The 23,021-nt window shown below is 64.4% G+C and carries 21 protein-coding genes; 10 read left to right on the forward strand and 11 right to left on the reverse strand.

The genetic code is table 11. From position 1 onward, the window contains the following. Window positions 1–16: 16 nt before the first annotated feature. The 8 genes from prmC to minC form a co-directional block, all read right to left on the reverse strand. Window positions 17–847, reverse strand: a complete 831-nt coding sequence (gene prmC / locus ACFPN5_RS09970) for a peptide chain release factor N(5)-glutamine methyltransferase (RefSeq protein ID WP_379782679.1) — start codon at window positions 845–847, stop codon at window positions 17–19. Continuing rightward, entirely contained in the window at window positions 844–1,320 is a 477-nt protein-coding gene (locus tag ACFPN5_RS09975) for a disulfide bond formation protein B (protein WP_379782682.1), read from the reverse strand. The genes prmC and ACFPN5_RS09975 overlap by 4 nt, the downstream gene beginning before the upstream one ends. A 104-nt stretch (window positions 1,321–1,424) precedes the next feature. Further along, on the reverse strand, window positions 1,425–2,501 hold the full coding sequence (prfA, locus tag ACFPN5_RS09980) for a peptide chain release factor 1 (RefSeq protein WP_379782684.1): 1,077 nt from the start codon (window positions 2,499–2,501) through the stop codon (window positions 1,425–1,427). Between the two features lie 85 nt (window positions 2,502–2,586). Then, a complete protein-coding gene (hemA, locus tag ACFPN5_RS09985; RefSeq protein WP_379782687.1) occupies window positions 2,587–3,870 on the reverse strand; it encodes a glutamyl-tRNA reductase in 1,284 nt (427 codons plus the stop codon). An 82-nt stretch (window positions 3,871–3,952) separates the two neighbouring features. Next, window positions 3,953–4,645, reverse strand: a complete 693-nt coding sequence (locus tag ACFPN5_RS09990) for a response regulator transcription factor (protein WP_379782689.1) — start codon at window positions 4,643–4,645, stop codon at window positions 3,953–3,955. Window positions 4,646–5,081: 436 nt separating this feature from the next. Next, window positions 5,082–5,333, reverse strand: a complete 252-nt coding sequence (gene minE, locus ACFPN5_RS09995; protein ID WP_056340553.1) for a cell division topological specificity factor MinE — start codon at window positions 5,331–5,333, stop codon at window positions 5,082–5,084. Between the two features lies 1 nt (window position 5,334). Then, the gene (gene minD / locus ACFPN5_RS10000; protein WP_379782691.1) at window positions 5,335–6,150 is read right to left on the reverse strand and encodes a septum site-determining protein MinD; all 816 of its coding nucleotides are present in this window, start codon (window positions 6,148–6,150) and stop codon (window positions 5,335–5,337) included. 36 nt (window positions 6,151–6,186) lie between these two features. Beyond that, window positions 6,187–6,984 carry a septum site-determining protein MinC gene (gene minC / locus ACFPN5_RS10005; protein ID WP_379782694.1) on the reverse strand — a complete coding sequence of 266 codons (798 nt, stop codon included), beginning with the start codon at window positions 6,982–6,984 and terminating at the stop codon, window positions 6,187–6,189. A 336-nt stretch (window positions 6,985–7,320) separates the two neighbouring features. Between minC and ACFPN5_RS10010 the strand changes: the two genes are divergently transcribed. From ACFPN5_RS10010 to ACFPN5_RS10045, 8 genes are all read left to right on the forward strand, one after another. Next, entirely contained in the window at window positions 7,321–8,499 is a 1,179-nt protein-coding gene (locus tag ACFPN5_RS10010) for an acetyl-CoA C-acetyltransferase (protein ID WP_379782697.1), read from the forward strand. A 93-nt stretch (window positions 8,500–8,592) separates the two neighbouring features. Next, window positions 8,593–9,333 (forward strand): acetoacetyl-CoA reductase, encoded by a 741-nt coding sequence (gene phbB, locus ACFPN5_RS10015; RefSeq protein ID WP_379782700.1) that lies wholly within the window; start codon window positions 8,593–8,595, stop codon window positions 9,331–9,333. 167 nt (window positions 9,334–9,500) lie between these two features. Then, on the forward strand, window positions 9,501–9,905 hold the full coding sequence (locus ACFPN5_RS10020; RefSeq protein ID WP_379782703.1) for a DUF2750 domain-containing protein: 405 nt from the start codon (window positions 9,501–9,503) through the stop codon (window positions 9,903–9,905). Between the two features lie 20 nt (window positions 9,906–9,925). Continuing rightward, complete coding sequence (locus ACFPN5_RS10025) at window positions 9,926–11,242, forward strand: amino acid deaminase (protein ID WP_379782705.1); 1,317 nt, start codon at window positions 9,926–9,928, stop codon at window positions 11,240–11,242. Between the two features lie 51 nt (window positions 11,243–11,293). Continuing rightward, window positions 11,294–12,250 carry a prolyl aminopeptidase gene (gene pip, locus ACFPN5_RS10030; RefSeq protein WP_379782708.1) on the forward strand — a complete coding sequence of 319 codons (957 nt, stop codon included), beginning with the start codon at window positions 11,294–11,296 and terminating at the stop codon, window positions 12,248–12,250. Window positions 12,251–12,330: 80 nt separating this feature from the next. Then, complete coding sequence (locus ACFPN5_RS10035) at window positions 12,331–12,786, forward strand: DUF2721 domain-containing protein (RefSeq protein ID WP_379782711.1); 456 nt, start codon at window positions 12,331–12,333, stop codon at window positions 12,784–12,786. Between the two features lie 20 nt (window positions 12,787–12,806). Continuing rightward, window positions 12,807–13,262: a hypothetical protein gene (locus tag ACFPN5_RS10040; protein WP_379782714.1), complete on the forward strand. Its 456-nt coding sequence runs from the start codon at window positions 12,807–12,809 to the stop codon at window positions 13,260–13,262. A gap of 65 nt (window positions 13,263–13,327) precedes the next feature. Next, window positions 13,328–15,358, forward strand: coding sequence for an oxidoreductase (locus tag ACFPN5_RS10045; RefSeq protein WP_379782717.1), 2,031 nt, complete (start codon window positions 13,328–13,330; stop codon window positions 15,356–15,358). 13 nt (window positions 15,359–15,371) lie between these two features. On the opposite strand, the gene ACFPN5_RS10050 is transcribed toward ACFPN5_RS10045, so the two are convergent. From ACFPN5_RS10050 to ACFPN5_RS10060, 3 genes are all read right to left on the reverse strand, one after another. Next, the gene (locus tag ACFPN5_RS10050; protein WP_379782720.1) at window positions 15,372–16,136 is read right to left on the reverse strand and encodes a hypothetical protein; all 765 of its coding nucleotides are present in this window, start codon (window positions 16,134–16,136) and stop codon (window positions 15,372–15,374) included. 173 nt (window positions 16,137–16,309) lie between these two features. Next, window positions 16,310–17,431 (reverse strand): beta-ketoacyl-ACP synthase III, encoded by a 1,122-nt coding sequence (locus ACFPN5_RS10055; RefSeq protein ID WP_379782723.1) that lies wholly within the window; start codon window positions 17,429–17,431, stop codon window positions 16,310–16,312. 112 nt (window positions 17,432–17,543) lie between these two features. Next, window positions 17,544–18,962, reverse strand: a complete 1,419-nt coding sequence (locus ACFPN5_RS10060; protein WP_379782726.1) for a S41 family peptidase — start codon at window positions 18,960–18,962, stop codon at window positions 17,544–17,546. Window positions 18,963–19,440: 478 nt separating this feature from the next. Between ACFPN5_RS10060 and opgC the strand changes: the two genes are divergently transcribed. Beyond that, window positions 19,441–20,535 (forward strand): OpgC domain-containing protein, encoded by a 1,095-nt coding sequence (gene opgC, locus ACFPN5_RS10065; RefSeq protein WP_379782729.1) that lies wholly within the window; start codon window positions 19,441–19,443, stop codon window positions 20,533–20,535. 290 nt (window positions 20,536–20,825) lie between these two features. Further along, window positions 20,826–22,880 (forward strand): M13 family metallopeptidase, encoded by a 2,055-nt coding sequence (locus ACFPN5_RS10070; protein ID WP_379782732.1) that lies wholly within the window; start codon window positions 20,826–20,828, stop codon window positions 22,878–22,880. Window positions 22,881–23,021: the final 141 nt, after the last annotated feature.

The raw sequence follows: 23,021 nt of genomic DNA on the forward strand, positions 1-23,021 counted from the left end.
CACCGTGGGTTTTGTACTAGCCCCGGCGCCCGCCGCTGACCCGTTCGATCCCGCCCAGGTCGCGCCAGCTCTGCACGTCCGCATAGCCGGCGTCGGTTAACAAGCCACGCACCGCCTCTGCCTGGTCGTACCCGTGCTCGAGCAGCAGCCATCCCCCCGCCACCAGGTGCCCGCGCGCACCGTCGACGATCGTGCGCAGCGCCGACAGGCCGTCGACACCATCGGTCAGCGCCCCGGCGGGTTCAAAGCGCAAATCCCCCTGGGCCAGGTGGGCGTCGCCGGCCGCGATATACGGCGGGTTCGAGGCGATCAGGTCGAACATCTCGTCGCCAAGCGCTGTGAACCAGTCGCTGCGAATGAAGCGCACGTTTGCCGCATTGGCCGCCGCATTCGCGCGCGCGACCTCGAGCGCCGCCTCGCTGACATCGAGCGCGGTGACTGCCGCGTCAGGGCGCGTATGGGCGATGGCAATCGCGATGGCGCCGCTGCCGGTGCCCATGTCGAGCAGGCGCGCCGGGGGTGTCAGCGACGTGAGGCGCTCGAGCGCCAGTTCGACGATCAGTTCGGTATCGGGACGGGGAATCAGCACTGCCGGGCCGACCTGGAACGGCAGCCCGAAGAATTCGCGGGTACCCACGATGTAGGCGATGGGTTCGCCGTTCAGGCGCCGCTCGACCAGCGCGGACAGGCGCTCCGCTTCTTCCGCGGTCAAGCTGCGCTCGGACCCCGTGATCAGCCCGACCCGCGTCAGGCCCAGCACATGGCACAGCAGGATGCGGTTTTCCAGCGGCTCGAGCGGCAGGCCGGCCTGCAGCGCGCCGACCGTGGCGCCGGGTGCGATATTCATCGCTGCCGGCGTGCCGTGATGACCACCCAGACCAGGGCCAGCGTCAGCAGCACGAACCAGACGGCCGACCACTGCGGGATCGACAGGCCGAACAGGCCATCGGTCGCGTTTTCGCACAGGCCTTCGGCGCGGAACATCCAGGGCATGAATTCGGCCGTCGGGATTTTATTCAGCGTTGTTTCCATCGGATCGATACCGCAGGAAAAGCCGGGGTTGGCCAGCACGTACAGGTGCTTGCCGACCACGCCCAGCCCGCCCAGCGCGGCCAGCAGGGCGACCGCGGCGCCGGCGCGGATTTTATCCGAGAGCGCCCCGGCCAGGGCGGCGATGCCGATACCCAGGAACAGGTAGCGCTGGATCACGCACAGCGGGCAGGGCAGCATGTCTTTCGCATGCTGCAGGTACAGGGCGGCGCCGATCAGGGCGAAGCTGATGAAGGAAATGGCCAGGAGGGCGGAACGGGAACGTGGCATCTCGGTAGGGCTTTCGTGGTCAGGAAGCAAGGGATGAAGAAGGCGATTCTCGCATACGACTTGTCAAGGCGCCTCCGTATTTTCACATCAGCAATGTACGCGCCTCAATCGCCCAGCGCCGCCAGCAGCTCCGCCTGGTGCTCGGCGGCCAGCGCATTCGTCAGGTCCAGCAGGTCGCCGTCCATGATGAAATCGAGTTTATACAGCGTCAGGTTGATGCGGTGGTCGGTGAGTCTCCCCTGCGGGAAGTTGTAGGTGCGGATGCGCTCGCTGCGGTCGCCCGAGCCGATCAGGCTTTTACGGGTGGCCGCTTCTTTCGACTGCTGCTCGCGCAGCTGCACGTCCTTGATGCGCGCGGCCAGCACCTTCATCGCCTGCGCCTTGTTCTTGTGCTGGCTGCGGTCGTCCTGGCATTCGACCACGATCCCCGTTGGCAGGTGCGTCAGGCGCACGGCCGAATCGGTCTTGTTGATGTGCTGCCCGCCGGCGCCCGAGGCGCGGTAGGTGTCGATGCGCAGGTCGGCCGGGTTGATGTTCACGTCCTCGACTTCGTCGGCTTCGGGCATCACCGCCACCGTGCAGGCCGAGGTGTGGATGCGGCCTTGCGTTTCGGTGGCAGGCACGCGCTGCACCCGGTGCCCGCCCGACTCGAACTTCAGCTTCGAATACACGCCATTGCCGATCACACGGACGATGACTTCGCGGTAGCCGCCCAGGTCCGAGCTCGACTCCGACACCATCTCCACCTGCCAGCGGTTGCGCTCGGCAAAGCGTGTGTACATGCGCAGCAGGTCCCCGGCGAACAGGGCCGATTCGTCGCCGCCGGTGCCGGCACGGATCTCGAGGAAGATGTTGCGCTCGTCGTTCTCGTCCTTCGGCAGCAGCATCTTCTGCAGGTCGAGGTCGAGCGCGGCCAGGCGCGCCTTGGCCGCTTCGATTTCTTCCTGGGCGAACTCCCTCATTTCCGGGTCGGCCAGCATCTCCTGGGCAGCGGCGATGTCGCCGTTGGCGTCCTGGTACTGGCGGTAGAGGGCGACCAGCGGGCTCAGTTCCGCATGCTCGCGCGTCATCTTCCGATAATTGTCCATGTTGGCGGTAGCGCCTTCATGGGTCAGCAGTTCGTCAAGTTCGACCAGGCGGTTGGCCAGTTGGTCCAGCTTGGCCAGCATCGATGGTTTCATAGGCTATTCGGGCAGATAAGTGTGACGGAGAGGCGCAAGCGCACCGGGATACGCCGCAAGGGCGCACGGCAGGGATAAAAAAACGCTAACGGCGGCCGCGGAACAGTTGCGGCAACAGGCTGGCCAGGCGCGCGCGCTCGTCGCCCTGGGCGCGGTGCAGCGCCTGCTGCGGGCCGTGCAGGAATTTCGCGGTCAGGCCTTTCGACAGCGCCTCGAGCACCGCCTCGACATCGTCGCCGCGGGCAAGCAGCCGCCGTGCGCGCTCGAGTTCGGCCAGGCGCAGGGCCTCGCTCGATTCGTGCAGTTCCTGGATCACCGGCACCACGGCGCGGTCGCCGACCCAACTCATGAACGACTGGACGCGGCTGTCGATGATGGCTTCGGCCTGGGCGACGGCCGCCTGGCGGCTTTCCATGCCGGTCTGCACCACCTGCGCCAGGTCGTCGACGGTGTACAGGAAGACGTCGTCGAGGCGGCCGACTTCGGGTTCGATATCGCGCGGCACGGCGAGGTCGGCCATGAAGATCGGGCGGTGGCGCCGCGCCTTGATCGCGCGCTCGACCAGGCCCAGGCCGATCAGGGGCAGGGTCGACGCGGTGCAGGAGACGACGATATCGAATCCGGCCAGTTGCGCGGGCAGGTCGGCCAGGCGCATGGCGCGCCCGTTGAAGCGGGTGGCGAGCGACTCGCCGCGCTCCATCGTCCGGTTGGCGATGGTGATCGATTTCGGATGGTGCGCGGCGAAGTGGGCCGCGCACAGCTCGATCATTTCGCCGGCGCCGATGAACAGCACATGTTGATCAGAAATGCGGTCGAAGATGCGCTGCGACAGGCGCACCGCGGCGGCCGCCATCGAAACGCTGTTGGCGCCAATCGCCGTGGTGCTGCGCACTTCCTTGGCCACCGCGAAGCTGCGCTGGAACAGCTGGTGCAGGTAGGTGCCGAGCCCGCCGGCCTGTTCGGCGGTGCGCACCGCGTCCTTCATCTGGCCGAGGATCTGCGGCTCGCCCAGCACCATCGAGTCGAGCCCGGAGGCGACGCGGAAGGCATGGCGCACGCAATCGCCCTGCGGCAGCATGTACAGGTGCGGCCGCAGCTCGGCGAAATTCAGGGCGTGGTAATGCGCGAGGAACTGGGCCGAGGCGTCGAGCGGCTCGGGCACCGCGCTGGCGGCATAGAGTTCGGTGCGGTTGCAGGTAGAGAGGATGGCCGCTTCGTCGCTGCCGCGGTGCTCCTGGCCGCCAAAGCGGCCGAACCATTCGCGCGCCGAGCCGACCGCGCGCCCGAGCTGCTCGGGGCCGAGCGCCAGCTGCTCGCGCAGCGAGACCGGTGCGGTCGTGTGGTTCAGGCCAACAGCGAGCAGTTGCATTCTTGAGGGGAAGAGAGGGCGGCGTATGCGCCCATTATACCCTCATGCGAGCAGGGGTTCATGGGGCCGGCCACAGCCCTCTTTACATCGCGCCCAGCTTTTCCAGGCGATAGCCGTAGCTGTACACCGGGACCAGGCGGAATCCGTTTTCCGGGCGCAGGCTGAGCTTGTTGCGCACGCGCGATACGTGGGTGTCCATGGTGCGCGAGGGCACGGCCGTTTCACGCACCCAGACCGCCTCGTGGATATAGGCGCGCGACAACGGGCGGCCGATATTGCGGAAGAACAGCAGGGCGAGGTAGAACTCTTTCTGGGTGACGTCGATGACGCTGCCGTCCTTCAGCAGGCGGCCCGGGCGCGTCTCGAACACATACGGGCCGAACTGCAGCTGTTCGGTGCCCGCCTGCGACGGGTAGGCGCGGCGCAGCAGGGCCGAGACGCGTGCCACCAGCTCGCCGCGGCGCAGCGGCTTGACAACGTAATCGTCGGCGCCTGCCATCATGCCGGCCACGATGTCGTCCTCGGCCGAGCCGCCGACCAGGAACATCGCCGGCGCGTCCGGGGCCATCTTTTCTTTCGCGCGGCGCAGCACGTCGGCCGCTTCGAGGTCGCCGGCCGGCCAGTCCATGATCAGCAGGTCGGTGCTGTCCTTGCGCATCTGGGCCAGCATGTCCTTCCCATTGTCGAAGAATTGGCAGGTATGGCCAGACGCAGTGAGCACCTGGCAGATCAGTTCTGCCTGGCTACGGTCATTATCGAGGACGGCTATTCTCATGGAGGGCACGTAATTGTTAAAGTCGTACTGTAGGATCGCTCCTACAAAGTTAAACCGACTATAGCAGACTTTCACAAAATAATGCTAATAGTAAACTTCCGTTTTTGATCGAAATTGCTCGGCTGTCGCAGGATAAAAAAGTTTTTGATATTGCCTAGCCCGGTAAATGCTCAATTTCGGCAGTTTTATCATGTAGGAGTGTAGCTTGCCCTGATGCGGCGAAAATGCAACATTCACAACAAAAAAACAACACTATTTGACAACGACAATGCACGCCGGGTAACGCTTTGTGCGCTCGAGATAAATTGGCGTGAGTGTGGCAAGGAGGGGAAGAAGAAGGGTGTCCATGCCGCTGCTGGGGCGGACAAGACGGGCGTATCAAAAACAAACGGCAGCGCTGGGCGCTGCCGTTCAGGTGGTGGACCAGGTGTGCGGATCAGGCGTCCGGCAGCACCACGTTCACGTCGAGCACTTCCAGGTTGCCCTGGCGGTCGAGCGAAATCTTGATGTCGTCCGCGTTGACCTTGGTGTACTTCGAGATCACTTCGATCAGTTCGCGGTGCAGGGCCGGCAGGAAGTCGGGGCCGGTGCGGTTGGTGCGCTCGCGGGCGATGATGATCTGCAGCCGTTCCTTGGCCGCGTTCGCGCTCTTCTTCTTTTCGGGGAACAGGAATGAGAGCAGGGCCATGTCATTTTGTCCCAAAAATACGCTTCAGCAGGCCCGGTTTTTCGTAGGTCGTGAAGCGCAGCGGGCGCTCCTCGCCCAAGAAGCGGGCAATCACGTCCTCATAGGCTTCGGCCACGTCGGTCCCCTTGAAGTGGATCGCCGGGTTGCCCTGGTTCGAGGCGTGCAGCACCGATTCCGATTCCGGGATGATGCCGATCAGCGGAATGCGCAGGATTTCCTGCACGTCCTGGTACGACAGCATTTCGTCGTTTTCGACGCGCTTCGGCGAATAACGGGTGATCAGCAGGTGTTCCTTGACCGGCTCGCCGCCGGTCTGGGCGCGGCGCGACTTGGCCTGGATGATGCCCAGGATGCGGTCGGAATCGCGCACCGACGACACTTCCGGGTTGGTCACGATCAGCGCCTCGTCGGCAAAGGTCAGCGCCATCAGCGCGCCGTGCTCGATGCCGGCCGGCGAATCGCAGATGATGAACTCGAAGTCCATCTTGACCAGCTCGTTGAGCACGCGCTCGATGCCGTCTTCCGACAGGGCGTCCTTGTCGCGCGTCTGCGAGGCCGGCAGGATGAACAGGTTGTCGCAGTGCTTGTCCTTGATCAGGGCCTGGTTCAGCGTCGCCTCGCCATTCACGACGTTGACGAGGTCGTACACCACGCGGCGTTCGCAGCCCATGATCAGGTCGAGGTTACGCAGGCCGACGTCGAAGTCCAGCACGGCGGTCTTGTGACCGCGCAGTGCCAGGCCGGTAGCGAAACTTGCGCTCGAAGTGGTTTTTCCCACGCCGCCCTTGCCGGACGTTACAACAATAATTCTTGCCACAAAAGTGTCCTTTACAGTATCTGGTCAGTACCTGACTTACATGCGGTTCGAAACCGGAGTCAGCGATGATATATCGAGACGGTCGCCGACCAGGCGAATTTGTGCCGGCTGGCGTGCCAGCTCGGCCGGAAAGCCGTCGTCGAAGGTGCGGTAGACGCCTGCGATCGACACCAGTTCGGGTTGCAGCGACAGGCCGAAGATGCGCGACTCGGCATTGCCCGAGGCGCCCGCCAGCGCCCGGCCATGCATCGGCGCATAGACGTGGATGCTGCCGTCGGCGATGATTTCGGCGCCGTTGTTGACGGCCGCCGTGACGATCAAGTCGCAGCCGCGCGCATACACGCGCTGGCCGGCGCGCACCGGGGTATCGACGATCAGGGCCGGCAGCGCGGCGGCCGCAGCCGGCTGGGGCTGCGCGGCCGGGGCCGGGGCCGGAGCAGCTACGGGGGCCGGCGCCAGCGTCACCGCCGCCGTCGCCGCGGCCACGTCTTCGCGGGCACGCTCGGCACCGGCGGCGCCGTCGTCGAGCGCCAGGCCGAGCGCCTTGACGGCGCCCGCCATCGCCGGCGTCGCGCCGCGCACGGCCACCGCGTTCAGGCGGTATTTCTTGAGCAGGTCGACCAGCGCGCGCCAGTCGATATACGCGGTCTCGGGGCGCAGAGCGCCGACGTCGATCACCGCGAATTCATCTTCGAAAAAATCCGACGTGCCCCCGGTCATCTGCTTGAGCGCCGCATCGATGGCAATCGGATCGGCCGAGTGCAGGATCGCCGAGATGGCGACGACCGTGGAGATCTTGATTTCGATGGGCAGGGAAGACGGGGTTTTCGACATAAACGGTTCAGGTTGGATTAGCCCGTGCATTCTACTGTGAAATTTGCTGAAAGGGACAGCACTTCCCCAATCATTCCTAGGGGCAATGAGCCTTGGTTTCCGTTCCGTATTTTGCCCGTGATGGCTGTTTGAAAACCCATCGTCAACCCCGTGGAGATACAGGTTGTTTTCCGTGAATAAGCTGATAAGATTGACATCGCTCAAACGCGAACGCGGGTGTGAACTTACCATGCGAGCTTCTTTCGCCAGTGATTCATGCGGCCCGCATGGAGTGCACTCCCGCGTCGCGTTCGCATCGCCCTTTAATCCTGGCCAAGCCAGATACCGGAGACAGCAATGGAAGACGTCGTCATCGTAGCCGCAGGCCGCACCGCGGTCGGCAAATTCGGCGGGTCGCTCGCCAAGGTTCCCGCCGCCGAACTCGGCGCGCAGGTAATCCGCCAGCTGCTCGCACAAACCGGCATCGACCCGGCCACCATCAGCGAAGTGATCATGGGCCAGGTGCTGACCGCCGGCGCCGGCCAGAACCCGGCGCGCCAGGCCGTCATCAAGGCCGGGCTGCCCGACATGGTGCCGGCCTATACCATCAACAAGGTCTGCGGCAGCGGCCTGAAGGCCACCCACCTGGCGACCCAGGCGATCCGCTGCGGCGACGCCAGCATCGTCATCGCCGGTGGTCAGGAAAACATGAGCGCGTCCCCGCACGTGCTCAATGGCTCGCGCGACGGTTTCCGCATGGGCGACGCAAAACTGGTCGACACCATGATCGTCGACGGCCTGTGGGACGTGTACAACCAGTACCACATGGGCGTGACCGCCGAGAACGTCGCACGCAAGTACGACATCTCGCGCGCCGAGCAGGACGAGTTCGCGCTGCAGTCGCAGCTCAAGGCCGAGGCCGCCCAGAAGGCGGGCAAGTTCAAGGACGAGATTCTCCCGATCGAGATCCCGTCGAAAAAAGGCGCGGTCGTGTTCGACACCGACGAATACCCGAAGCTCGGCAGCACCATCGAAGCGCTCGCCAGCCTGCGCCCGGCCTTCAACAAGGAAGGCAGCGTCACGGCCGGTAACGCCTCCGGCCTGAACGATGGCGCCGCCGCCGTGATCATGATGAGCGCCTCGAAAGCGCGCGAGCTGGGCCTGACCCCGCTGGCGCGCATCAAGGCCTATTCGTCCTCGGGCCTGGACCCGACCATCATGGGCATGGGTCCGGTGTCGGCCTCGCGCCTGTGCCTGCAAAAGGCCGGCTGGACCCACGACCAGGTCGACCTGATGGAAATCAACGAGGCGTTCGCGGCGCAGGCCGTGGCCGTCAACAAGGAAATGGGCTGGGATACGTCGAAGATCAACGTCAACGGCGGCGCGATTGCACTCGGCCACCCGATCGGCGCGTCCGGCGCGCGGGTGCTGGTGACGCTGCTGCACGAAATGAAACGCCGCGACGCCAAGCGCGGCCTGGCCAGCCTGTGCATCGGCGGCGGGATGGGCGTGGCGCTGGCGGTGGAGCGCGACTGACCAGGCTCTGCAGTTGGTTGAACAAGGGCCCACGAGAGCACCAACGGCGTACTCGTGGCGCCCGCAAACGGATAAAAACACAGGAGAAGACAAATGGCACGAGTAGCACTGGTAACGGGTGGTATGGGCGGCCTGGGCGAAGCGGTTTGCATCAAGCTGGCGGCACTGGGGTACACGGTCGTCACGACCTACTCGCCGGGCAACACCAAGGCCGAGGGCTGGCTGGCATCGATGCGCGAGCAGGGCTACAACTTCAAGGCCTATCCGTGCGACGTGGCCGACTACGATTCGGCCCAGGCCTGCGTGAAGCAGGTCGAGCAGGAAGTCGGCCCGGTCGACGTGCTGGTGAATAACGCCGGCATCACGCGCGACATGACCTTCAAGAAGATGGACAAGGTCAACTGGGATGCGGTCATCAAGACCAACCTCGACTCCGTGTTCAACATGACCAAGCCGGTCTGCGACGGCATGGTCGAGCGCGGCTGGGGCCGCATCATCAACATCTCGTCCGTCAACGGCCAGAAGGGCGCCTTCGGCCAGACCAACTACTCGGCCGCGAAAGCCGGCATGCACGGCTTCACCAAGGCGCTGGCGCTGGAAGTGGCGCGCAAGGGCGTGACCGTGAACACCATTTCGCCGGGCTACATCGGCACCAAGATGGTGATGGACATCCCGAGCGAAGTGCTGGAAAGCAAGATCATCCCGCAAATCCCGATGGGCCGCCTCGGCAAGCCGGAAGAAGTCGCCGGCCTGGTGGCTTACCTGTCGTCGGACGAAGCAGCCTTCGTTACCGGCGCCAACATCGCGATCAACGGCGGCCAGCACATGTCGTAAGACAGGCGCTGCAGTATCTTGAAAGCACTGCCGCGGCAGTGCTTTTTTTATGTCAACGGGATACGGGCGGTTTTCCCCATGCCCTGGACCTCATCTGCGCACGGGAGCGCACGGCCGGCCCCGCGGTTTTTTTGTATCCTGAGGGCTGGTTCACTTCCACCACTTTCATGACCATTGATTCCCGACCAGCCGTGCTCAGCTTGCCGAAAGAGCTGCGCTACGAGCATTTCATCCGCCGCGTGGCCGATACCGGCCGGGTCTGGGGCCTGTACCGCGACGGCTGGGCCATCGGCAAGACCGACGATGGCGCCCTCGTGTTCCCGCTGTGGCCGACCGGCGAGCTGGCGCAGCAATGCGCCGTGCTCGAATGGGACGGCTACGTTCCGCACGAATTCGCCCTGCAGGAACTGTTCGACGAATTGCTGCCCCAGCTGGAAAGCGACGGCATCCTGCCCGGCATCACCTATACGCCGGACGAGTACGGGCTGACGCCGTCGCACGACCAGTTGCGGGGCGACCTGCGGGCACGCCAGCGCCAGGTCGATGCGGCCGGGCAGCGCGACCCCGAATAAGAAAGAGAGAGAACGGCACCATGCACACCCTCCCGCACGACGGCCTGGCCCTGGCTTTTCTTGAAGAACAGTTACTGCAACCCGGCATGAAGGGCTTGCCGATCACGGAACCGCTGCGCCAGGGCGCGATCGGCGTGCAGGGCTGGAATGTGCTGCATGCCGACACCAGCTTTCCGGTCGCGGTCCTGAAAACGTCCAGCCTGCTCCACAACCTCGACTGGATGCGGCGCTTTTGCGCGCGCTATAACGTGACCCTGGCGCCGCATGGCAAGACAACGATGAGCCCGCAACTGTTCGGCGCCCAGCTGGCCAACGGCGCCTGGGGCATCACGCTCGCCACCGCAACCCAGGTGCAGGTGGCGCACCGCTTCGGCGTGCGCCGCGTGCTGCTGGCAAACCAGCTGGTGGCCCCGAGCGACGTCAAGGCCGTGCTGGCGCTGCTGCGCGGCGACCCGGATTTCGAGTGCATCGTGCTGGCCGATTCGCTGGCCGGCGTGGCGCGCCTGGCCGATGCAGTCGGCACACATCCGCTGGCGCGGCCGTTGCCGGTGCTGGTCGAACTGGGCCTGGCGGGCAAGCGCGCCGGCTGCCGCACGCCTGAAGAAGCGATCACGGTGGCGCGCGCCATTGCCGGGGCGCCGGGCCTGCTGCTGGCCGGCTTCGAAGGGTATGAAGGATTGCTGGTGTCCGATGACCGCGCGGCCGACCTGGCAGCGGTCGACGCCTTCCTCGCGCAGCTGGTGGCGCTGGTGCGCAGCGCCGACGACGAGGGCTTGTTGACCGGCGCCGAGATCATCCTGTCGGCCGGCGGCTCGTCGTATTTCGACGTGGTGGCACGAGGCTTTGGTCAGGTAGGCGGGTTGTCACGGCCGGTACGGGCAGTGCTGCGCAGCGGCTGCTACCTGACGAGCGACCACGGCACCTATCACCGCCTGCTCGGGGAACTCGATGACAGGGAAGGGGGCGGCTCCGGCTTGCGCCCGGCACTGGAAGTCTGGTCGATGGTGCAGTCACGCCCGGAGCCGACGCTGGCGATCCTGACCATGGGCAAGCGCGACGCCTCCTACGACGCCGACCTGCCGATCCCGCTGCTGTATCACCGCCCCGGTCCCGGCACGCCGCACCCGGTACCGAGCAGGTGCGAGATCTTCAAGCTGAACGACCAGCACGCCTACCTGCGCCTGCCCGAGGGGCATCCCCTGTGCACCGAGCTGGGCGTGGGCGACCTGGTCGGCTGCGGCATTTCGCATCCCTGCACGACTTTCGACAAGTGGCCGCTGCTGCTGGCAGTGGACGACGATTACCACGTGCGCGGGGCAATCAATACCTGCTTCTGAAAGCGCCCGGCGGTAGGCTACAATCCTTGCCAGACCTTCAAGAGAGCCGCCATGCCTGCCACCCCGCCGTCGCTGTTCCCCCCGATTCAACCTGTCCGCCACGGCATGCTGGCCGTCGACGAGCTGCACACGATTTACTGGGAAGAAGTGGGCAACCCGAACGGCATCCCCGTGGTGTTCCTGCACGGCGGGCCGGGCGCCGGACTGTCGCCGCAGCACCGGCGCTTCTTCGACCCGCAGGCCTATCGCGTCATCCTGTTCGACCAGCGCGGCGCCGGCAAGTCGGCGCCGCTGGGCGAATGGCGCAACAACACCACCCAGCTGCTGATCGAGGACATCGAACGCCTGCGCGCGATGTTCGACATCGACCGCTGGCTCGTGTTCGGCGGCTCATGGGGCTCGACGCTGGCGCTGGCCTACGGCCAGGCCCATCCCGAGCGCTGCCTCGGCTTCGTGCTGCGCGGGATCTTCCTGTGCACGCCTGCCGAAGTCGACTGGTTCCTGCATGGCATCGAGTGGTTTTACCCGGAGCTGTACGAGGAATTCATCGCCCCGATTCCCGTGGCCGAGCGACAAAACCTGCTGCAGGCCTATACCCGCCGCCTGCTGAGCGACGATCCGGCCGTCTACTGGCCGGCCGCGCGCGCCTGGAGCCGTTTCGAGGGCCGGCGCGTGTTCCTGCTGCCGCAGGACGAGGAGCAGCCGTCCGACACGCTCGACCTGGGCGTGGGCCGGCTGGAGTCGCACTACATGGCGAATGGCGCCTTCCTCTCCGAAGACCAGCTGGTGCGCAACATCGGGCGCATCAGCCACCTGCCTGCCGTCATCGTGCAGGGCCGCTACGACGTGATCTGCCCGCCGCTGTCGGCGCACCGGCTGCATGCGGCCTGGCCGGGCGCGAAGCTGCGCATGGTGCCGGACGCCGGCCATGGCGCGCTTGAGCTGGGCATCGCGCGCGCGCTGGTCGGCGCGACCGATGCCTTCAAGCGCCACGGCCGTTTTGATTGACGCCGCGGCGGCTTCTGCACAGGAAGAGGGGGCTGCTACACTATGCCTGACACATCTACAACGCCAAACCACGTGTTTTCATGAATATCCAGATTAGCGACATCGGCCACATGATCCAGCTGGCGATCGCGCCCGTGTTCCTGCTCACGGGCGTGGCGACCAAGCTGACGGTGCTGACCAATCGCCTGGCGCGCATCATCGACCGCACCCGCGTGCTGGAAGACCGCCTGCGCATTGCCGCCAACGACGAGTACACCGAGGAGCTCGAAACCCTGTACACGCGTTCGCACCTGATCAACCACGCCATCACCTCGAGCACCTCCTGCGGCCTGCTGGTCTGCCTCGTGATCGCGATGCTGTTCCTGGGCGACAGCGCCAACATCAAGCTCGACCAGTACATTGCCGCCTCCTTCGTGCTGGCGATGTTCGGCCTGATCTTCAGCTTCGTCTTTTTCCTGCGCGAGATTTTCATCTCCTCGCGCTTCATGCGCATCCGCCACGGCGCCAGCCTGGCACCGGGCGAGCGCCGCACCTAACCATAGAAACCGGGTATCACATGCACGACTACCAGCGCCCTCCCACCCTGCACCGTTACGGTATGCGCGACGAGCTCGAACAGGCGCTCACCGCCGGGCTCTTTCGCTTGGTGCCTGCCGGTGGCTTCCTCACCGTGTCCTTCTCGCGCGCCTGGGACAAGAAGCTGTTCACGGTGCTGGGACCGGCCGACTGCTGCCTCGTCATCCACAACACCGAGCTATTCGGCGAGCGCCTGCACCGCGCCGTCCAGCGCGCGCTGCCGAACTGGGCCGGCATCGACGGCGCCGTCGAATACGGCAGCCGCTCGCCGCTGGGCGCCGCCTTTACCCAGACCGGCGCCCAGGCCCAGGAACAGGAATGGCGCTTCGCCTGGCGCTCGATGTCGCCGAACGCCAGCCTGAACCCGGTGACGGTGAAGATTGGCAGCATCGAGCAGTTCGCGGAATTGCGCGCGCCGGAAAGTTATCTGGTCTGATCGCGCACCGCGTTTAGAGCCAGCGCTCCACGGATTCCCGGCTGGATTAGCCTGATAATGCCGGGATGACATCTACCGCCTACCCCCACCTGCTCGCCCCCCTCGACCTGGGTTTCACCACGCTGAAGAACCGCGTGATCATGGGCTCGATGCATACCGGGCTCGAAGACCGTTTCTACAACTACGGGAAACTGGCCGCCTTCTACCGCGAGCGTGCGGCGGGCGGCGTCGGCCTGATCGTCACCGGCGGCATCTCGCCGAACCGCCAGGGCTGGCTGCTGCCGCTGGGGGGCACCCTGAATTTCATCGGCGACGTGCCTAACCATCGGCGCGTCACCCGCGCTGTCCACGAAGAAGGCGGCAAGATCCTGATGCAGATCCTGCACGCGGGGCGCTATGGCTACCAGCCCTTCGTCGTCTCGGCATCCCCCGTCAAATCGCCGATCTCGAAGTTCAAGCCGAAGGAACTCACCGAGCGCGGCATCGAATCGACCATTCGCGCCTATGTGCGCTGCGCAAAACTGTCGAAGCTCGCCGGCTACGACGGCGTCGAGGTGATGGGCAGCGAGGGTTACCTGCTGAACCAGTTCCTGTGCGCGCGCGTCAACCAGCGCACGGACCGCTGGGGCGGCCCGATCGAGAACCGGATGCGCCTGGCGACGGAAGTGGTAGGCCGCATCCGCGCCGCCGTCGGCGCCAACTTCATCATCATGTACCGCCACTCGGTGCTCGACCTGGTCGAAGGCGGCAATACCTGGGAAGAAGTGGCGACGGTGGCGCGCGCACTGGAAGCGGCCGGCGTCACCATCCTGAATACCGGCTACGGCTGGCACGAGGCGCGCATTCCCACCATCGTCACCTCGGTGCCGCGCGCGGCCTTTGCCAGCGTCGCGGGACGTTTGAAACGCGAGGTCGGAATCCCGGTGGTGGCCTCGAACCGGATCAACATGCCGGCCGACGCAGAAAGCCTGCTGGCGCGCGGCGACGCCGACCTGGTATCGATGGCGCGCCCCTTCCTGGCCGACCCGGCCTTCGTCATCAAAGCCGCTGCCGGTCGCGCCGACGAGATCAATACCTGCATCGGCTGCAACCAGGCCTGCCTCGACCACACCTTCGCCAACAAGCGCGCCACTTGCCTGGTCAACCCGCGCGCCTGCCACGAGACCGAACTGGTGTACGCGAAGACAGGCAAGCCGCGCCGCATCGCCGTGGTCGGCGCCGGGCCGGCCGGGCTGTCGGCAGCCACCGTCGCTGCTGAGCGTGGCCATGCGGTGACGTTGTTCGATTCGGCCAGCAGCGTCGGCGGCCAGTTCAAGGTCGCCATGCAGATCCCCGGCAAGGAGGAGTTCGCCGAGACGATCCGCTATTTCACGCGCAAGCTGGAAACGACCGGGGTCGACGTGCAGCTCGGGCGCCGCGTCACGCGCGAAGAATTGGTAGCAAGCGGATTCGACGACGTCATCGTCGCCACCGGGGTGCGGGTACGCATGCCGGCCATTCCCGGCATCGATCATCCGAAGGTGCTGTCCTATCTCGACGTCCTGCGCGACAAGGCGCCGGTCGGCAAGCGGGTGGCGATCATCGGCGCGGGCGGCATCGGTTTCGATACCGGGGAGTTTTTGCTGCATGACCCAAGCCACCCGCTGCCGCAGCCAGTATCGACCTGGACGGCGGAGTGGGGCGTCGACCTGGACGCAACGGTGGAAGGCGGACTGGTGGCGCCAAGGCCCGCGCCGCCCTACCGCCAACTGTACCTGTTGCAGCGCAAGGCCACGCGCCCGGGCGCCGGCCTCGGCAAGACCTCGGGCTGGGTGCACCGGGCAACCCTGGTGCGCGGCGGCGTGCAGATGCTTGCGGGGGTGCAGTACGACCGCATCGACGACGCCGGCCTGCACATCACGGTGGGCGGCCAGCAGCGTGTACTCGAGGTGGACAACGTCGTGGTCTGCGCCGGGCAGGAAAGCCTGGACGAGTTGACGGCCGGCGCAGCGAGCGCTGCGACGGCCTTCCATAAAATCGGTGGCGCCGTGCTGGCCGCCGAGCTCGACGCCAAGCGCGCGATCCGCGAAGGCGCCGAGCTGGCGGCGCGGCTCTAGAACCTGGCGGTGCCTAGAAATTCAGGCGCGCGTAGACCGTGCGGTGATACTCGTTAATGTAGCGCAGCAGGAAATACTGGAAATACAGGATCGAGAAGATTTCCAGGGTTTCCTCGAGCGTGACCATCAGCATGAAGGCGACGTCACGCACGCCGTTGGTCTGCGCCACATGGGCTCCCTGGATGGTCTCGATACCCATCGAGGCAAACACAAAGACCGCGCCGGCGAGGGCGAAGTTGATCGTGTAAGCCTTCTTCAGGCGCAGCAGGAAGGGGATGAAATAGATGGCCAGCACGACCAGGATCGCTGCGACCGGTACGGTCCAGGCCACGGTCAGCAGGGGCACGGCTTCGAACCCGGAGCCAGACACCCCCTTGACGGCGGTGGCCACGATGTGGCGCAGGTCGGCAAATTCATCGATCGACATGAACAGGAAGCCGGCAGACAGGATGCGCCACGGGTGGCCTGCGCTCTTGCCCTTGCCGTCGCTGCTCGACAGGCGGGCAATCGTCCACAGCAGCGCGGACGTCAACAGCAGGTTCAGCGAAGAAAAATAGGTCGGCGCGTTGTGCTCTTCATAGAAATCGAAGAGCGGCACCAGGCCGAAAACGATGTCCTTGCCTGCATAATATTTGAGCACCATGGCCCCGCAATGGGCCAGCACCAGCAGCAGGGCCAGTACCACCAGTTTGCGGTGAACGCGGTACAGGTCCGAGGGACCGACGACGACCTGTCCCGTATCGGTGCGCAGCGCCTGTGTCTCCATAATTTCTGCCATGACGATCCCCTGTAAATATTATTAGTCGGGAATCTTAGCAGAAACGATATATATTATTTTGGCAATAATGCAACAGTGTGTGGCAAAAGCAACATCTGTAGGACACAAAAAACGAAATGCCAGTCTGCGCGACGGCGGAGACTGGCAGAGACGACTGTTGACCCGGCAAAAGTCTACTTTTTGCGCACCACCACGCAGCCGATCGAATAACCCGCCCCGAACGAGCAGATCACGCCATGCGCGCCCGCCGGCAAATCGTCCTGGTAGCTGTGAAAGGCGATGATCGACCCGGCCGACGAGGTATTGGCATAGGTGTCGAGGATCACCGGCGCTTCGTTCGGCTCGGCGTCGCGTCCCAACAGGGTGCGCGCGATCAGCAGGTTCATGTTCAGGTTGGCCTGGTGCAGCCAGTAGCGCGATACCTGGCCAAGTTCCAGCCCGGCGTTTTGCACCGTGTCGCGGATCATCTCGGCGGCCATCGGGCACACTTCCTTGAACACCTTGCGGCCCTGCTGGCGGAACAGCTTGTCGTCCTTGCCCATGCCGGCTTCGTCGAAGCGGTTCATGAAACCGAAGTTGTTGCGGATGTTGTTCGAGAATTTGGTCTTCAGTTTCGATTCGAGGATCTCGAACTGGTGCTCGCCAACCGCCGTATCGGCCGCTTCGATGATGATCGCCGTGCAGGCGTCGCCAAAAATGAAGTGGCTGTCGCGGTCGCGGAAATTCAGGTGGGCGCTGGTGATTTCCGGGTTCAGCACCAGCACGGCGCGCGCCTGGCCGGTCTGCACCGCCGCCATGGCGGTCTGGATGCCGAAGGTCGCCGACGAGCAGGCCACGTTCATGTCGAAGCCGTAGCCCTCGATGCCGAGCGCTTCCTGCACCTCGACCGCCATCGCCGGGTAAGGGCGCTGCATGTTCGATGCGGCGACGAGCACCATGTCGATGTCGGCCGCCACGCGGCCGGCGCGGGTCAACGCGTCGCGGGCGGCGGCGACGCAGATTTCGGCCTGCAGCGACAGTTCGTCGTCGCCGCGCTCGGCGATGCGCGAGGTCATGCGCGTCGGGTCGAGGATGCCTTCTTTCTCCATCACGTAGCGCGACTTGATGCCGGAGGCTTTTTCGATGAACCCGCTGCTCGACGGTTCGAGGGCGGCCATGGTGCCCGCGGCAATCGCCTTGGCGTGCTCGGCGTTATGCAGCTCGACGTAGGCATTGAACGCCGTCACCAGCTCGTCGTTCGAGATGGAATACGGAGGCGTAAACAGGCCGGTGCCGCTGATGACGACAGGTTTCATGTTCAGGACTTTCAAGGACGATGACGGGGGAATCCCCGGTGAATGGGGGCGATTCTACACAATCGGCCGGGGCGTGGGAATTGTCGGGAAGACCATCCACGCCCCCGCAATCCTAGTGTTGACGTGCCAGCTTCTGTTCAGTTTGACGCTTCGACAGCTGGATTGGTTCGCCCTTCAGGTGCTTGACCGCCTGCGCCAGCTGGAAGTCGCCTTCGCTGCCGTAGTCGAGTGGCTTGCTGTCGCGCACCGAGTCGAGCAGGGCCATCTGCTCTTCGATGTCGTCCGGCCGCGTCTTCTTTTCCTGGGCGTCGTCCCCGAGCAGGTGGTGCTGGAGGTCGGCCTCGCGCAGGCGCAGCGCGTTCAGGCCATCGTTGTCGACGTTCTCGTCGACGGCGAAATCGGGGACGATGCCGCGGGCCTGGATCGAGCGCCCGTTCGGGGTGAAATAGCGCGCGGTGGTGAGCTTGACGGCGGCGTCGCGCCCGATCGGGCGGATCGTCTGCACCGAGCCCTTGCCGAAGGTCTGGCTGCCGACGATCACTGCGCGCTTGTGGTCCTGCAGGGCGCCGGCCACGATTTCGGATGCCGAGGCCGAGCCGGTATTGACCAGCACCACCAGCGGCAGCGTCTTGAACACGGCCGGCACGATCGACAGCGGGTCGCGCCCGCTGCGCAGCATGTAGTGCTCGGGCCGGCCATAGTAGCGCCCGCGCGACTCGGGCAGCTGGCCATTGGTGGAAACGATTTCCACGCCATCGGGCAGGAAGGCGGCGGCGACCCCGATCGCGCCCTGCAGCAGGCCGCCAGGATCGTTGCGCAAGTCGAGCACGAGGCCTTTCAGGTGCGGCTCGCGGCGGGCCAGTTCGGCCAGCTTCTCGGCCATGTCGTCGACGGTCGGTTCCTGGAACTGGGCGATACGCAGCCAGCCGTAGCCCGGTTCGACGATTTTCGCCTTGACGCTTTTCTGGACGATTTCCTGGCGCTCGACGGTCAGCACCAGCGGCTGCGGCGCGTCCTGGCGCGCGATGGTGAGCGTGACGCGGGTACCGGGCGTGCCGCGCATGCGCTTGACCGCTTCTTCCAGGCCCAGCCCGCGCACGTCGGCACCGTCGATGCGGGTGATCAGGTCGCCCGCCCGGATGCCGGCGCGTTCGGCCGGCGAGTCTTCCATCGGCGTGACGATTTCGACATACCCCTCGTCGCTTTCCCCGATCTCGATGCCCAGGCCGACGAACTTGCCCTCGGTGCCTTCGCGCAGCTCGCGGTAGGCAGCCGGGTCGAGGTAGGCCGAGTGCGGATCGAGCGAGTCGACCATGCCGGTGATGGCGTCGGTCAGGAGCTTGCCGCCTTCGACCGGCACGACATAGTCGGACTGGATGATGTCGACCACCTTCGCCAGTTGCTGCAACTGGTCGAGCGGCATGCTCGGCTCGACCGGTTTGTAGGCAAGGGCGGAAAACTGCATCGTGACGGCGACGCCGGCGACGACGCCGACGGCAAGCAGGCCGGTATTCTTGAGAGTAGAGGCCATAGGGTCCGGTGGTGGGGGTTCTGGTCAGTATAAACCCGAATCGGGCAGCCCCGTGGTGGCGCTGCCGCAAACCGGCGTCACATTGAACAGGGTGTAAAGCGCTTTGTACTTCCGGTAAGTAATTGTAAGACTCGGCGCGCCGCGCGGGGCGCGACCCTATAGTCAATTGCAGTGTTTTTCTCTCTCCACTCTCAGCAGTGGCTTCGCCCACGGCGCTGTCGTGGGCTTTTTTTATGGCCTAGCTTAGAACCGGTTGAGGCCGGGCTGCACCGTGTTGGGCGCCCACGCTCGTGCATCTTCGCCCGACTAGCTAGTGCTGAGGTCATATCGTGCGCAGAACAGCATTTTGTATAATTGTTAAATTGCCCTGATGGGTTTTATCAAAAAATCGTTGGCACTGCTGCAGACGTAACTTAACGGTCGCTGTTGCGTCATGCGTCGTTGCCGCTATCGCGCGCTCGCCTTTGCAGAATACCTGATGACAACTCGTGACATTCGTTTAGATTCCCTGCGTGGCTTTTTGCTAGTCATTATGACTTTCAACCACCTCGACGGTGATATCAGCCTGCTGACGGCAGAACCTTTCGGTTTCGTGTCGGCGGCCGAAGGCTTCGTGCTGCTGTCGGCCTATACCGCCGCAGTGACGTCAAAAAAGGGCGCCGTCCCGCTGGCTGCCATGTTCGCTACTGGCTTGCGCCGCGCCTGGCGTATCTATAAATACCATGCCGCGCTGCTTTTAATCCTCGCCCTGCTGGCGCTCGCTGTTCCCGCTTATGCCGGTTACTGGAGTACGACCTTCCTCACTGCCGACGGCTCGCTCGCCCGTACGGTCGTCGCAGGCCTGGCGCTGGCGCATCAGCCTACTTATTTCGACATTCTGCCAATGTATGTCCTGTTCTCCTTGCTGACACCGTTCGTGCTGCGGCTGCTGCAGGGAGGCGGCGGCGCTGTGGTGCTGCTAGCCAGTGCCGGGTTCTGGATGTTCGGGCAATCAGTGCACCCCGTGGCCGACTTGGAAACGACGGTCGGCTGGGCAACCAAGGCCGGGATGTTCAATCTGCTGAGCTGGCAGGCGCTGTGGGTGGCGGGGCTGACGATTGGGTTCGTCCATGTCCACCGCGGGGTAAATCCAGTGCTGCGCCGCCCGGCCGTGCTCCTTGGTGCTGCTGGCGTGATGCTGCTGTGCCTCCTTTGCCGCCACGAATTGATATTGCTGCCCGCGTCCCTGCTGGCGCATTTCGACAAGTCTGTTTTGGGCGTACTGCGCGTGCTGAACGTCTGCGCTCAGTTGGTGCTGGCGCTTTACGCGCTGGCGCTGCTGCAGCGCACCGCGGGGTTGCCGTGGCTACGTTTCATCGGCCGCTATTCGCTGCAAGTATTCGCCTATCACGTGTTCATCGTGTATGCGCTGATGCCGTTCGGCTGGCGCTTCAACGTAATGGGCGTTGGCGCCGAGGCTGCATACCATTTCCTGATCGTGGCCAGCCTGACCCTGCCGGCCTGGCTTTACAGGCGTTTGCGCGAGCGCCAGCGTCCCCCGGATGTGTTGTCGCCGTCGGCGCAGTCCGGTTGACGCACCATGAAGACGTCCATCGCTTCACATGACTGGGTATAAATTCCCTCAATACGGGCGTCCTACCTTTTTTACGCCGGGACGCCCGCGACTGATTTTCGCAACATCCCCTCTCGACGGATGGGTTCGGATCGGGCATGCTTGCAGGATGCCTGTATTCGTGGCGCACACGACCAGTCTGTAATGACACGTGTTTGACGCGGTGAGGGCGAAGTAACAATCCTGTTGGTGCGCATGGGCAGAAGCTTGTGGCCCGGTGCGCGTTTTCTATCGGCAAACGAGGACTTCCCTTGAAACGTACCCTTCTGAGCACCCTGATTCTGTCCGCAGTGGCGACCTTCGCCCACGCGGGCGACACCGCGCCGCAAGCTGCCAAGCCTGGCCAACCGATCTCCGGTATCGACACCCAGTTCATCGATCCCTCGGTGCGCCCGCAGGACGACTTCTTCACCCACCTGAACGGCAAGTGGCTGAAAGCCACCGAGATCCCGGCCGACAAGGCCAGCCACGGCACCTTCATGCAGCTGCGTGACGACAGCCAGATCCAGGTGCGCGCGATCGTCGAGGCGGCCCAGAAGGATCCATCGAAGAAGGCCGGCACCGATGTCCAGAAGATCGGCGACCTGTACGCCAGCTTCATGGACGAAGCGCGCCTGGAAACGCTGGGCGTGAAACCGCTGGCAAGCGAATTGCAGCGCATCCGCACCCTGAAGGACAAGAAGGCGATCCCGGGCCTGGTGGCCCACCTGTCGAAGATCGGCGTCGCGACGCCATACGGCATCCGCGTTGGCCAGGATGCGCGCGCTTCCACCAAGTACGCGACCTACATCGGCCAGGGCGGCCTCGGCATGCCGGACCGCGACTACTACCTGAAGCTCGACGACAAGCGCATGGCCGAAACCCGCGCCAAGTACGAGGCGCATGTGGCCCAGATCCTGACCCTGGCCGGCGAGAAGAATGCCGCCGCCCAGGCGAAAGCCATCGTCGACTTCGAGACCGAACTGGCCAAGGTGCAGTGGACCAAGGTCGAGAACCGCGACCCGGTCAAGCGCTACAACAAGATGAGCGTGGCCGAACTCGGGGCGCTGACCCCGGGCTACGACTGGAACGCGGCGCTGGCCGCGGCCGGCGTGGGCAACAAGCTGGACTACGTGATCGTCGCCCAGCCGAGCTACCTGACCGGTTTCAACGCCGTGCTGGCGAAGACGGATCTCGCCACCCTGAAGTCGTATTTCGAATGGCACCTGCTGCGCGAATACTCGCCTTACCTGTCGAAAGCCTTTGTTGACGCCAACTTCGCCTTCTATGGCACGACGCTGACCGGCACCACCGAAAACCGTCCGCGCTGGAAGATCGGCACCTCGCTGGTCGAAGGCGCGCTGGGCGAGGCCGCTGGCCGCCAGTATGTGGCCAAGCACTTCCCGGCCGAGCGCAAGGCGCGCATGGAAGAACTGGTCAAGAACGTCACCGCCGCCTACAAGCAAAGCATTGACGAACTCGACTGGATGACCCCGGCGACCAAGGTCGAAGCCCAAAAGAAGCTGGCCAAGTTCGTACCGAAAGTCGGCTACCCGAACAAATGGCGCGACTACACGAAGCTGTCCATCCGCAAGGATGACCTGGTCGGCAACGTCAAGCGCGCATCGGAATTCAGCTACAACCGCAACATCGCCAAGCTCGGACAACCGATCGACCGCGAAGAGTGGGGCATGACGCCGCAGACGGTCAACGCCTACTACAGCAGCTCGATGAACGAGATCGTGTTCCCGGCCGCGATCCTGCAGCCGCCGTTCTTCGACATGCGCGCCGACGACGCCGTCAACTACGGCGCCATCGGCGCCGTGATCGGCCACGAAATCGGCCACGGCTTCGACGACAAGGGCAGCAAGTCCGACGGCGAGGGCAACCTGCGCGACTGGTGGACCAAGGAAGACCGCGACGCCTTCCAGAAACGCGCCGACATGCTGGTCAAGCAGTACAACGCCTACAGCCCGCTGCCGGGCTACAACGTCAACGGCGAACTGACCCTCGGCGAAAACATCGGCGACCTGTCCGGTCTCGCGATTGCCTATAAAGCCTACAAGATCTCGCTGAACGGCAAGCCGGCGCCAGTGATCGACGGCCTGACCGGCGACCAGCGCTTCTTCATGGGCTTCGGCCAGGTGTGGCGCTCGAAGATGCGCGAAGCCCAGCAGATCGTGCAAGTGAAAACCGACCCGCACTCGCCGGGCCAGTTCCGCGCCAACGGCACCGTGATGAACCATCCGGCCTTCTATGAAGCGTTCGGCGTGAAAGAAGGCGACAAGATGTACCTGGCGCCGAAAGATCGCGTCAAGATCTGGTAAAGTCGTCGATCGGCTGGACAGGAAGCGTGACCATGCAGACATATGCATGACATGCAGATGTCCAGCCGAGGCGTTGCAGTCAAGCCGGCGCCACGAGCGCCGGTTTTCCATCCGGTCGACCAAACATAACGGACAAGAGAG

It is taken from the genome of Massilia niabensis, assembly GCF_042655085.1.
GTDB classification, from domain to species: Bacteria; Pseudomonadota; Gammaproteobacteria; order Burkholderiales; family Burkholderiaceae_D; genus Telluria; species Telluria niabensis.

What these genes read in the sequence shown, in the direction of transcription:
- prmC (WP_379782679.1), bottom strand. Translation starts at nt 847, where the DNA reads ATGAATATCGCACCCGGCGCCACGGTCGGCGCGCTGCAGGCCGGCCTG.
- ACFPN5_RS09975 (WP_379782682.1), bottom strand. Translation starts at nt 1,320, where the DNA reads ATGCCACGTTCCCGTTCCGCCCTCCTGGCCATTTCCTTCATCAGCTTC.
- prfA (WP_379782684.1), bottom strand. Translation starts at nt 2,501, where the DNA reads ATGAAACCATCGATGCTGGCCAAGCTGGACCAACTGGCCAACCGCCTG.
- hemA (WP_379782687.1), bottom strand. Translation starts at nt 3,870, where the DNA reads ATGCAACTGCTCGCTGTTGGCCTGAACCACACGACCGCACCGGTCTCG.
- ACFPN5_RS09990 (WP_379782689.1), bottom strand. Translation starts at nt 4,645, where the DNA reads ATGAGAATAGCCGTCCTCGATAATGACCGTAGCCAGGCAGAACTGATC.
- minE (WP_056340553.1), bottom strand. Translation starts at nt 5,333, where the DNA reads ATGGCCCTGCTCTCATTCCTGTTCCCCGAAAAGAAGAAGAGCGCGAAC.
- minC (WP_379782694.1), bottom strand. Translation starts at nt 6,984, where the DNA reads ATGTCGAAAACCCCGTCTTCCCTGCCCATCGAAATCAAGATCTCCACG.
- ACFPN5_RS10010 (WP_379782697.1), top strand. Translation starts at nt 7,321, where the DNA reads ATGGAAGACGTCGTCATCGTAGCCGCAGGCCGCACCGCGGTCGGCAAA.
- phbB (WP_379782700.1), top strand. Translation starts at nt 8,593, where the DNA reads ATGGCACGAGTAGCACTGGTAACGGGTGGTATGGGCGGCCTGGGCGAA.
- ACFPN5_RS10020 (WP_379782703.1), top strand. Translation starts at nt 9,501, where the DNA reads ATGACCATTGATTCCCGACCAGCCGTGCTCAGCTTGCCGAAAGAGCTG.
- ACFPN5_RS10025 (WP_379782705.1), top strand. Translation starts at nt 9,926, where the DNA reads ATGCACACCCTCCCGCACGACGGCCTGGCCCTGGCTTTTCTTGAAGAA.
- pip (WP_379782708.1), top strand. Translation starts at nt 11,294, where the DNA reads ATGCCTGCCACCCCGCCGTCGCTGTTCCCCCCGATTCAACCTGTCCGC.
- ACFPN5_RS10035 (WP_379782711.1), top strand. Translation starts at nt 12,331, where the DNA reads ATGAATATCCAGATTAGCGACATCGGCCACATGATCCAGCTGGCGATC.
- ACFPN5_RS10040 (WP_379782714.1), top strand. Translation starts at nt 12,807, where the DNA reads ATGCACGACTACCAGCGCCCTCCCACCCTGCACCGTTACGGTATGCGC.
- ACFPN5_RS10045 (WP_379782717.1), top strand. Translation starts at nt 13,328, where the DNA reads ATGACATCTACCGCCTACCCCCACCTGCTCGCCCCCCTCGACCTGGGT.
- ACFPN5_RS10050 (WP_379782720.1), bottom strand. Translation starts at nt 16,136, where the DNA reads ATGGCAGAAATTATGGAGACACAGGCGCTGCGCACCGATACGGGACAG.
- ACFPN5_RS10055 (WP_379782723.1), bottom strand. Translation starts at nt 17,431, where the DNA reads ATGAAACCTGTCGTCATCAGCGGCACCGGCCTGTTTACGCCTCCGTAT.
- ACFPN5_RS10060 (WP_379782726.1), bottom strand. Translation starts at nt 18,962, where the DNA reads ATGGCCTCTACTCTCAAGAATACCGGCCTGCTTGCCGTCGGCGTCGTC.
- opgC (WP_379782729.1), top strand. Translation starts at nt 19,441, where the DNA reads ATGACAACTCGTGACATTCGTTTAGATTCCCTGCGTGGCTTTTTGCTA.